A 9,670-nucleotide genomic window follows, 5' to 3' on the forward strand; every position below is an offset into this window, starting at 1 on the left:
CCGGCAGGGCTCTTTTGCCTTGAGTCGTAGACACCTCCTGATCGCTGGGCCGTTGATGGTCTGCCCCGTCCGCAGATGCCAGCAAACGGAGCACGAAGTGTCTTGGCGGCTCACTGTCGCCGGCCGCCCGCCTGTCCCGAGCACACCCCTCAGGCCGAGGAGCCGGAAGCGCACCTGAATCCCAGGACTTCCTCAATGAGCTTTTTGCAACCTCAGCTCGAGCAGGTCAGGTGGAGGGTGAGGACGGCTTGGACGAGGCTGGTGATGCGGGTGGTGCAGCATCGCAGCTTGCACAGGGGGTGCCGGGTTTTCAGGGTGGCCATGGCCTGCTCGAGGAGCGCGCGGATCTTCGCAGCGAGCGTTTGACGGCCTGCTGACCTGCGGGCAACGTCTCCCAGCGTCCCCAGTAGGGCACGCGTATGGTGCCGCCGGCGCCCCGGTAGCCCTCGTCGGCCCAGCACTGCACGTCGGCTTCGTCCAGCGCGTCGATGAGTTGCTGTCGTGGACGGCTCCGGGCAGCGCTGGCGAGGCGCACAGCAGTCGGCCTGCCGGATCGGTGATGACCTGCACGTTCATGCAGTGCTTCTTGCGTTCCCCCGAGTAGAAGGGCCGGTCGGCGGCGATGCGGTCGATCGGCAGCCAGCGTGCCGTCCAAGATGACGAACGCCTTGGTCGAGGCGCTCTTCACCGCATCGACGAGAGTCGGCCCGAGGGTGGCCAAGAGGCCCACGGCCTCGGCGACGTACTGGCAGGCAGTGGTGGTGCCGACCCCGAACCCGGCGGCGAGCTGGGCGTAGGTGTGCCGCTCCGCAGATGGGCCGGCACCATCAGCTCCTGGCGTCCGACGGCCAACCTCCGCCACCGTGTGCCCTGTTCGCGCCGATGTGCGGCCAGTTCACGGGCGAGGAAACGCAGGGCCGAGGCGGACACATCGACACCGGCTGGGTAGACAAGCAACGCAGAAGTTCCTGGCATACAGGTGATCTTGGCCGTGACCCCGGAGACCAGGAGCTTCTTCACCTCCGGACACCGCCCTCCAGCCCAACCACCCGCCCAGCCCGGCAGGTTGAAAACGCCGCAAAGCCTCGACAGTAGATCGCTGATCCTCTCGTTGAGTGCCCACGCCGGACCGGCTCATGGTCGACCGCCCCCGCAGAAGCACGCACGTTCCATCGATGAGCCGACCGAGGGCCCGAGTCGTGCGAAGTGCCCCTCACTCGATGCCGGGGCCGCGGGCAACCAGCAGAATGCGGAGGGCAGAGCCGCACCCGCCATGGCGCACGACGGAAGAGACCGTCCTGCAGCCGATCTGTCGAGCGCGGAAGCCGGGTAGACAGCCCTCGGCAACTGTCTGCTTTCCGAGATCTGGCTGCCCTGCTCTCGAAGCGTCTCCTCGCACCAATAGGCACGCCTGCTCATGGCCAGCCTTCCTCGAAGAGATACGTGCCGGCCTCTCCGGACTCCACGAAAGCGGGCGCGGCGGACTGGAGGAAAGACGACTTCTGTGGGGTTTCGGGTACGGGTGCTGTGTGTGGGGTGGCGGCGGTGCAGGCGAGGCACGTGTCGGCCAGGCGCCACATGCGGCCGTGGCCGTGGCGGGTGAGGGTCAGGCTCACTGGGCCGGCGCATCCGCGGTGGCGTGGATGCCAGCGGCAGCCTCGTTCGGCGCAGCGGCAGATCCGCAGGTAGGCGGCAAGGTGCTCGCTACGGGCGTGGTCGGCCAGGTGGGCGAGGACGCTGGTGCGGATGATCGGGAAGTCCTCGGTCTGGGGGAGCTGGCCGCACTGTGCGCAGATGAGGCGGGGCTTGTCGTGGTGTACCTGCACCGCGACGTCCCAGACGCGGCTGGCGGCTGCGGGGGTGTCGGCGATCCCCATCCGTTCTTCTCTCCTCCGGCTCCGAGCGGGTGACCACCGTCTTCCCCGTCGTCCCGGAGCTTGCGGGGAGGGGTGCGGCGGCGGCAGAGAGTAGTGCAGACCTCTGCCTCGCCGTGGAGGCGTCAAACCGCGTCAAAATAGGGCAGAGGTCTGCACTGACAGGGCAGGTGTCTGCACCGTGCGATAGGCGGGTGACGATCTTCCCGCCTGACCCCAACCTCAACGCACTCCGACTGGAGCTCGCGCGGGTACGGGCCGAGCGCGGCTACACCTACGACCAGCTCGCCGACCGCAGCGGCCTGGCCAGACGCACCCTCATCGAGATCGAGCAAGGCCGCACCATCGGCACACTGAAGACCTGGCACGCCCTCGCCCACGCCCTCGAAGTGCCCATCGACGGCTTCCTCTCCCACCTCTGCGACGGCCACGAACCTCCCGCCAGCCGCACCGCCTGACCCTCAGCCGGAAGGCGGCCAGGGGCGGGGGAGTCCCGCCCGAAACGGTGACCACGCCCGAACACACAGGCGAACTCCCGTACGCGTTGCCGAGCCCGTCCAGCCCTGCGAAGGAAACACACCCGACACGCCCGCTATGACGCCGTGTCGGCGTGACACCTTCACCCGCATGCGCAGCACAGGACACCCCTCGCCGACGAAACCCTTCACCGGCCACTCAGGCAGCGACCCCCATCGACGCCACGTCATACCGCAGCCAGCCACCACACGACCGTCACCCCGCCCAGCTGCGTTGCAGCCGCTGCGCCCGGCCGTCACCCGCCACACCGGCCCCAGCAAACTCCCGCCCCACCTGAACGGACCACCTTCCACGTGAGCACCCCCACCGCGCACACCCCCACAGACGAACAGACCGCGGCCGTCGACGCCTTCAAACACGGCGACCACCTCGCCCTCCAAGCCGGCGCCGGCACCGGCAAGACCACCACCCTCGCCCTCCTGGCCTCCGCCACCCAAGCCCGAGGCCGCTACATCGCCTTCAACAAAGCCATCGCCACCGCCGCCGCAGCCGCCTTCCCACCCAACGTGGTCTGCAAGACCGCCCACGCCATGGCCTTCGCCGCCATCGGCCACCGCTACCTGCCCCGCCTCAACGCCCCCCGCACACCCACCTGGAAGACCGGCGCCGCCCTCGGCATCACCAAACCCCTACGCATCGGCGACCGCGACGTCAGCGAACGCGCCCTCTCCAACGCCGCGCTCAAGACCGTCACCCACTTCTGCCACTCCGTCGACACCCACCTACGTGCCCGGCACGTCCCCCGCCTCCGCGGCCTCGAAGACGACACCCACCACGCCGCCCTGGCCCACCACGTCCTTCCCTATGCCCGCAAAGCCTGGGCCGACCTCCAACACCCCCGCGAAGGCGTCGTCCGCTTCGACCACGACCACTACCTCAAGATCTGGGCTCTGTCCGACCCCAAAATCCCCGCCGACTTCCTCCTCCTCGACGAAGCCCAGGACACCAACCCCGTCCTCGAAGGCATCCTCACCGCCCAGCGCGGCCACGCCCAGCTCGTCATCGTCGGCGACTCAGCCCAGGCCATCTACGGCTGGCGCGGCGCCCGCGACGTCATGACCGGCTTCGCAGGAACCCACCTCCACCTCTCCCAGTCCTTCCGCTTCGGTCCCCACCTCGCAGAAGAAGCCAACCGCTGGCTCGCCATCGCCGACGCGCCCATCCGCCTCACCGGCACACCCACCCTCACCACCACCATCGGCGACCACCACCAGCCCACCGCCATCCTCTGCCGCACCAACGTCGGCGCCATGATCCAAGTCTTCCACCACCTCGCCACCGGCCACCGCGTCGCTCTCACCGGCGGCGGAGCAGCCCTCCAAGCACTCGCCCACGCCGCCCGCGACCTCAAAGCCGGACAGCCCACCACCCACCCCGAACTCCTCCTCTTCCGCACCTGGGGAGAACTCCAGGACTACGCCGAGCACGACCCCTCCGGCCGCGACCTCGCCCCCCTCGTCGACCTCGTCGACACCCACGGCACCGACGCCATCCTGAACGCCGTCAACCAACTCAGCCACGAGGCCTTCGCCGACATCACCGTCTCCACCGCCCACAAAGCCAAAGGCCGCGAATGGCCCGTCGTCCGCATCGCCGACGACTTCACCGAACCCGCCCCCAGCCCCGACACCCCCGCGGCAGAAGACGGCACCCCGCAGCCCGGCCCCATCGACACCGCCGAAGCCCGCCTCTCCTACGTCGCCGTCACCCGCGCACGCCAACACCTCGACCTCGGCGGTCTGAACTGGATCGACCACCACCCCGACGGCAACCCCACACAGCCCCGCCCGCACGACAAGCCGCTGCCCACCACATGAGCCACCACGCCGAGAGCGCCGAGCTCTCGCACACCCCAGAACAATCCACTACCGCGACAGACAGAGGACGTAGCCTCGCTGGCCGCTGCCGTCGCACTCGGAGGGCGATCAAATTGCCGCGCCACGCCGTTGAAATCACCCTGGCACGCCCCGCTTAGGAAACTGAACTGGCCCGAGCAGGACGGCGCCTGCGCATTGCCGCCAACGTCGACAGGACACACGTCATGACCTGGTACGGGCAGGGAACCCCGACAGTGCATTCACACGAGGGCGACACCGCATCGGCAACTGCCTGCCGGTCGATGCGCTGACCACTCACTATCCGGAGTCGGACGGCACGGTCCTGCTCCGCGTCGACCTTCCCCAAGCCGTCGACGACCACATTCGCCGCCTTGCCGCGGCCCGCGACCAGACGCCAAGCGCCTTCCTGACACAAACGGTGACCACTGCCGCAGCCAGCGACCAAGGGCAACGCATTCGCCGCCTGCAGTCCGCCCTTACTCACTTGCGAGGCCAGTACACGCCACAAGAGCTTCTGCTGGCGGTAGCTCGCACAACGGGCGACTGAGGCCCGGGCGAGGGCAGGGCTCACCGTCCACATTCGAGGAAGGGCCGACGGCCCGAGCCGCCCCGGTCAAGGCCGGGCGGTGACGGGCTCTTTGGCCTTTACAGCTAGCGCTTGGCCCCAACGGATCGTCGGCATGGCAGCCAGCAGCACGCTCGTCACCATCACGAGGTGTGGTGCCCCCTCAATAGTACGCAGTTCGTGCGCTATCCGTACGTCAACTGTGCGGTTCGCCGGATAGAGTGTGGTGTGGAGGTGCTTCATGTCCGAGATGTTCGACGCGGTCGACGCCCTCGTCGCCGGGCACGCTTCACTGCCGCCGCCTGTAGAGCGGTTGAGGCTGCGGAAGGCGCACGGGCTGACGCTGGACCAGGTTGCGGGCGCGCTGAAGGTACGCCGCGCGACCGTCGGCGCGTGGGAGTCGGGGAAGACCGAGCCACGGCCGCCGCACCGCGAGGCGTACGCCCGGCTGCTGGAGAAGCTGACCGGGCTCTACCCCTCAGACCGTGTCGCAGCACCAACCGACGCCGGGGGGCAGTCCACCGTCCCTGCTCCTGTGGCCAAGAGGTCCGCCACCCCCGTCCGTCCGGCGAAGACGGCCGGGCCGTCGTCGACGTCGCGGCGCCCGGCAGCGAAGAAGGCCACCCCGAAACCAACTCGCGCTCCGGCAACCGCGGCCGCCGCCGATGACCGGTTCGTGAACGGGCCGTTCGCCGTGGTCGACGGCGATGGCACGGCCTACGGCGTCGGCGGCCTGGTGCTTGACTGCCCCGCAGGCGACCTTCCGGGCCTGGTCGACTGGGCACTCAACGACGTCGCCCTCGGCGCAGCCCGGCTCCACCGCCACGGCCAGGACGCCGACCCGCTGCTCGTACTCACCGCGGCCGCCACAGAGGCCTTCGGGCTGCCCCACCGGCTCACCGACCGTCGTGGATTGCGTCTTCCGGAGGACCACCCCGTGGTCAAGGAACTGGCCGGGGCGGGGTGGCAGCTCACCCGGCGCGGCTTCGGCCCGTGGCCGCGGATCTACCGCCCGGCAGACGGCGGCCGCCGCCAATGCGTGCAGCTCGCCGTCCTGCCCTGGGATGCTCTGGACGAACGCGCCTGGGGTCCCACGGCAGACCTGCCTTCGGCGGAACTCGCCCGCGTGCTGGGCAACTACGCCACCCGCGTGATCACCCCGCGCGGATCGGCGGCGGTATGCGGGCTGGAGTTGATGACCGCGCTGCGCCCGCCTACCCGCGCCGTTCGCGACAACGACTCCGGCGACTGGGTCTCCGGCCAAGTCTCCAGCTCCCTGACCGAAGCCGTGGATCCGGCGCCGCCAGAGGCTCCGGACGAGCACCCGATCCTGGATGGCGTCTCACCGCGCGGCCATGTCCGCGGCCCTGACGAAGTGCTGGACGAAGAGGCCTACGAGTGGATCCGCGAGCCGCAGCTGCTCACTGACGACGAGTGCACCCAGCCGTACGCGGTGGGCCTGGACGTGAACGCCGCGTTCCTCGCGGCCACTAACCGCCTCACCGTCGGCCTGTCCGAACCCGTCCACCTCCAGCGGCCAGCCTTCGACAAGAAGACCCCGGGCTCCTGGCTGGTCGACCTCTCCCACATCGAACTCGACCCCCGGCTGCCCTCCCCCTTCACCCCCACCGGACACGCTCCGAAGGGCCCGGCCTGGTACGCCACCCCGACCCTCGCCTACGCCGTCGAACTCGGCTACGACGTCCACCCGCTCGAGGCGTACGTGCGGCTGGAGGCCGGCCCGTACCTGGACCCCTGGCACGCCCGGCTCCGGGACGCCTACCTCGCCACGATGGCGGATCTGGGCGTGACCAAGGACCTGGACGACGAAGCCTTCCTCGCCGCCATGGAGAGGCACAAGGCAGTTGACCCCGGGCAGGCGGCCGTGCTGTCCGCGATCAAAGCCACCGTCAAAGGGGGACTGGGTAAACTTCGTGAGCGCCCACAGGGCGCCGGCTACCGGCCCGGCCAGCCCTGGCCCGCCCTGCACCGCGCGACGTGGCGACCGGACATCCGTGCCGCCGTCATCGCCCAAGCGCGCACCAATATGCACCGCAAAATGCTCCGCATGGCTACCACGGCCGGCCTGTACCCGCTCGCGGTGCTGTCCGACTGCGTGGTCTACCCGAGCGCCGGGCCGTCGCCGCTGGACTTCCTGCCGCGCACCGAAGAGGGCAAGCCCGCCCCGGGCTGCTTCCGGCTCGGCGTCTCACCAGGGATGGTCAAGCTTGAAGGCGCCCGGCCGCTGCTGTGGGCCGCCGAACTCCTCGATCAAGGGCACAACCCGGCCCGACACATTAAGGACACTGCCGTCCCCGCAGACCAGGGAGAATGAGAGCCGTGGGCATCGTCGAAGATGGTCTCGAGGCGGCCGAACAGGCCGCGACCACCCGCCCGATCCCGAAGTCCGCGCCGGCGCAGATGCGCGCCTTGGTACGGGCGGAGAAGGGCTCCACCCGGCGGGCCGCGCAGCGCTTGGGTATCTCGCAGCGCACCGTCGAGCGATACATCAAGGGCCAGATCCGCACGCCGCGCTCGCAGCTCGCCGAACGCCTCGCCTCCGAGGTGCGGCGGTCCTGGCAGCCGCGCGTCCGCGCCCGCGCCCGGCGCCGCGCGGTCACCACCACGGGTATCACGGTAGAGACCCGCGCCCGGTTCGGGTTCACCGCCGCCCCGGGGTCGACCGACGATCCCAGATTGCGGCGCATCACCCAGACCCTGCCGCCCGCCTACGCCGCTCGGCTCTTCGACGCCCGCCAGGCCGGCGCCACCGAACGCCAGCTGCAGGCGATTGTCGCCCAAGGACTGGGTGAGCAGTATTTTCGCGACGGTGGCCGCCGCGCCGACGGCCTCGAAGTCGAGCTCCAGGATGTCGACTACCTTGACCTCGCCTTCCGAAGCTGATCTTGCCTGGCGTGCTGGCGTCGTGGGCGTAGCCGACCGCGCGGACGCACGGTTGTCAGCCAGCCCGAGGCTCCACCCCTGAAGGCAGTGGAAACCGGAGGGCGGGGCCAGCATGGCCCTGGACTTCAATACGGACGAGTCGTTAGTCGGCCTGAGGAGGCAGTAGGCCGCTGCGCTGCGGTGCGAGGACACGCCGTTGGCGCGACCGCCATGCTGCGACGGCTCTACGCGCAGTACGGCTGGGACACCAGCAAGCTCGAAGCAGCCGCGCGATGTCATCAGCGCTGGGCAGCGCGTTGCCGGCGTTCAGCGGCCTCGGGGAAAATCTTGGGTGCCGTAGATGGTGAAGACCCTGGATCCGTCCCTGGTAGCCCCGAAGTGGGGCAGGCCACACCCCAGGGTTCAGACCTCAGCGAGGGCCGCCGATCAGGGTGGCTCTTCGCGCTCGCCGGGGCGCGGAGTGTGTCACGCCTCCTACCGCGAAGGTGTGCGACGTGTAGGCGCTCATCGTGTCTTCGTGTTCGCCGTCAAGCGATGCCGGCCACTGACCACGCATGCGTCGCATCCGGTGGTGCCGGTTCGTCGCCGAACCGCCGGGGCAGACAGGTCAGGTCTTCCAGGTGCGTGTCGGTGGGCGTCTGGTCGTGGGGGAGTGGGGTGGGCAGGTCGGGAGCGGCCCCGCTCGGGGCGCTTCGCACTGGCGGGGAGCGGCGGAGTGCTGTGGTGCTGCATCCAGAGGTTCACCGGTGCCAGAGCGGGAATGGCGGGCATACGCCGTTCCTTCAGCAGTTCGCCGATGTCGTTCAGCCACGCTTTGTCGTCCTGAAAGCTCCAGGTTCCGCGCATCCGGCGACGCTCCCTCCTCGCCAGTGCATACGCGAGGTAGACCACCTCCGGGTAGCTGACTAGTGGGGCTACACGCAGATCGCTGCCCACCGAGCCCCGTCTCTTGAGCCGTTGCCCACGCTCAGCCCACACCGAGGGGGATAGAGAGGGGATGTTCCACCAGAACGCGGCCAGGTGCAGGGCGTCCGCGAACAGTGCTCGCCCGCCGCCGCCCAGCCGCCGCTCCAGCAGCAGCCGCTGCCGGGGCGCCTCAGTGATCTCAGGCAGGTCCCGCAGCGGGAGCCAGGTCGCCTCTGCCTCCCGCAGGTTGTCCAGCCAGCGACCGTGCCGCCCGCACACCCGCCAGCGCGTCACCGACACCACATACACATCCGAGGTCATCCGCTTGGCGGCCGCGCACAGCTCACAGGCGCGGATCAGGTAGACGCCTTTGCCTTCCCACTGCGCCACTTCCACGCAGGCCCGGGCCCGGGATCCAGCAGACGGTGCGGGCGCAGGTTCGGCAGCGCACGCTGCAGGACCTCCGGTGCGAGGCCGACCATCACGGCCAGCCGTTCAAGGGCAGCACCGTTGAGATAGACCTCGGTGAATTGGGGGTCCATCGCCTTCGTGCCGACACCCATCATGTCCAGCAGCTCCTGCGCCAGCAAGGCTGCCAGACGGCCGAGGAAAGAGCCCGTCGACTCTCCGGAGACAAGCCGCACCTGCAGCGGCAGTCGCACGGCATCCGGGAAGACGCGGGCCCGCTTTGCAGCACGCCGCCTCCGAGCCCGGGTCACCTCAACCCCTCCAGCCAGTTCTGACCGCTGCCGCCCCCACATCTACCCTCTTACACACGGCACCGGCGCTCAGGCACGGCCGGGAATCGCCGCTGCGCCTCACGGCCCGCATCCGGTACGGCGGCAGCCGTGGCAGTCGTTCACCTGTTCTTAGACCGTGTCCTATGTGGTGAGGCGTCGTTGAGCTGGTCATGGGGCGCGGTAGGTGGAGTTGGATCGTTCCGGACGGGTTGTGGGAGATCGCGAAGCCGCTGATCCCTCCCTCGCGGGTCCGGCCGCAGCGCGGCGGGACGCCGGACACGCCTGATGAGACGGTGTTCGCCGCCA

At 69.5% G+C, this 9,670-nt stretch carries 7 protein-coding genes and 2 pseudogenes; 5 read left to right on the top strand and 4 right to left on the bottom strand.

Annotated features, from left to right (window positions below; genetic code table 11):
• Positions 1–212: 212 nt before the first annotated feature.
• A pseudogene (locus tag RM572_RS27125) lies at positions 213–957 on the bottom strand (transposase family protein).
• 458 nt (positions 958–1,415) lie between these two features.
• Positions 1,416–1,877 (bottom strand): hypothetical protein, encoded by a 462-nt coding sequence (locus tag RM572_RS27130; RefSeq protein WP_311676026.1) that lies wholly within the window; start codon positions 1,875–1,877, stop codon positions 1,416–1,418.
• 191 nt (positions 1,878–2,068) lie between these two features.
• Between RM572_RS27130 and RM572_RS27135 the strand changes: the two genes are divergently transcribed.
• The 4 genes from RM572_RS27135 (at position 2,069) to tpg (ending at position 7,718) form a co-directional block, all read left to right on the top strand.
• The gene (locus RM572_RS27135) at positions 2,069–2,332 is read left to right on the top strand and encodes a helix-turn-helix transcriptional regulator (protein ID WP_311676027.1); all 264 of its coding nucleotides are present in this window, start codon (positions 2,069–2,071) and stop codon (positions 2,330–2,332) included.
• A gap of 372 nt (positions 2,333–2,704) precedes the next feature.
• Complete coding sequence (locus tag RM572_RS27140) at positions 2,705–4,228, top strand: UvrD-helicase domain-containing protein (RefSeq protein WP_311676028.1); 1,524 nt, start codon at positions 2,705–2,707, stop codon at positions 4,226–4,228.
• Between the two features lie 827 nt (positions 4,229–5,055).
• Entirely contained in the window at positions 5,056–7,149 is a 2,094-nt protein-coding gene (gene tap / locus RM572_RS27145) for a telomere-associated protein Tap (RefSeq protein ID WP_311676029.1), read from the top strand.
• Positions 7,150–7,154: 5 nt separating this feature from the next.
• Positions 7,155–7,718, top strand: coding sequence for a telomere-protecting terminal protein Tpg (gene tpg, locus RM572_RS27150; RefSeq protein WP_311676030.1), 564 nt, complete (start codon positions 7,155–7,157; stop codon positions 7,716–7,718).
• A 504-nt stretch (positions 7,719–8,222) separates the two neighbouring features.
• On the opposite strand, the gene RM572_RS27155 is transcribed toward tpg, so the two are convergent.
• Positions 8,223–9,020, bottom strand: coding sequence for a hypothetical protein (locus RM572_RS27155; protein ID WP_311676031.1), 798 nt, complete (start codon positions 9,018–9,020; stop codon positions 8,223–8,225).
• Positions 8,981–9,286, bottom strand: coding sequence for a hypothetical protein (locus RM572_RS27160; protein WP_311676032.1), 306 nt, complete (start codon positions 9,284–9,286; stop codon positions 8,981–8,983). Before RM572_RS27160 ends, RM572_RS27155 begins: the two co-directional genes overlap by 40 nt.
• A 248-nt stretch (positions 9,287–9,534) precedes the next feature.
• Here RM572_RS27160 and RM572_RS27165 point away from each other — a divergent pair.
• Positions 9,535–9,670 (top strand): annotated as a pseudogene (locus tag RM572_RS27165) (IS5/IS1182 family transposase); the annotation flags it as partial.

This window comes from Streptomyces hazeniae (assembly GCF_031845485.1).
Classification (GTDB): Bacteria; Actinomycetota; Actinomycetes; order Streptomycetales; family Streptomycetaceae; genus Streptomyces; species Streptomyces hazeniae.